Origin of the sequence: Neorhizobium descurainiae (genome assembly GCF_051400715.1) — a bacterium.
Taxonomy (GTDB): domain Bacteria; phylum Pseudomonadota; class Alphaproteobacteria; order Rhizobiales; family Rhizobiaceae; genus Neorhizobium.
The window spans coordinates 1-550 of record NZ_JBLFFK010000107.1; the positions used below are offsets into that span (position 1 = coordinate 1).

The following is a 550-nucleotide window of genomic DNA, read 5'->3' on the forward strand; positions in this document are numbered from 1 at the left end:
GTCTCGGTGCGGGTCGGGTAATATTCGGGAAGCCGGGTGATCGCTTCGAACAGCTCCGAGCCGCGGCGATCGTAGAACCAGCGCGCCGGGATCGCGCGCGGATGTGCGGCGAGGCCATTCAGAACGTCGGCGCGGAAATTGGGGTCGGCAATTCCCGACTGGCCATCCCCGGCTTCCTGCTTCAGCATCGCCCGGCACCTTCAAACGTCATTCCCGCGAAAGCGGGAAACCATCTCCGAACGGGTCCGCTTGCTGAGGCGGCGGGAGATGGGCCCCCGCTTTCGCGGGAATGACGATAAATGGACATCACAGATCCTTTGCCAGGCGTACGCCGGTGAACTGCCAGCGCTGGTGCGGATAGAAGAAGTTGCGGTAGCTCGCGCGCAGATGGCCGCGTGGAGTCGCGCAGCTGCCGCCGCGCAGCACGAACTGGCCGCTCATGAACTTGCCGTTGTATTCGCCGACCGCGCCCTCGGCAGCGCGGAAGCCCGGATAGGGGCGATAGGCGCTGCCGGTCCATTCCCAGACATCGCCGAAGAAGGCCGGACCC

2 protein-coding genes are annotated in these 550 nt (G+C 65.5%); both read right to left on the minus strand.

All coding sequences use genetic code 11. The annotated features are described in order from the left end of the window. A partial coding sequence (locus ACMGE0_RS33660) for an L-histidine N(alpha)-methyltransferase (protein WP_436820192.1) occupies positions 1 to 188 on the minus strand: 188 nt, incomplete at its 3' end. Between the two features lie 118 nt (positions 189 to 306). Then, positions 307 to 550: SUMF1/EgtB/PvdO family nonheme iron enzyme (locus tag ACMGE0_RS33665; RefSeq protein WP_436820193.1), on the minus strand; the 244-nt coding region annotated here is incomplete at its 5' end.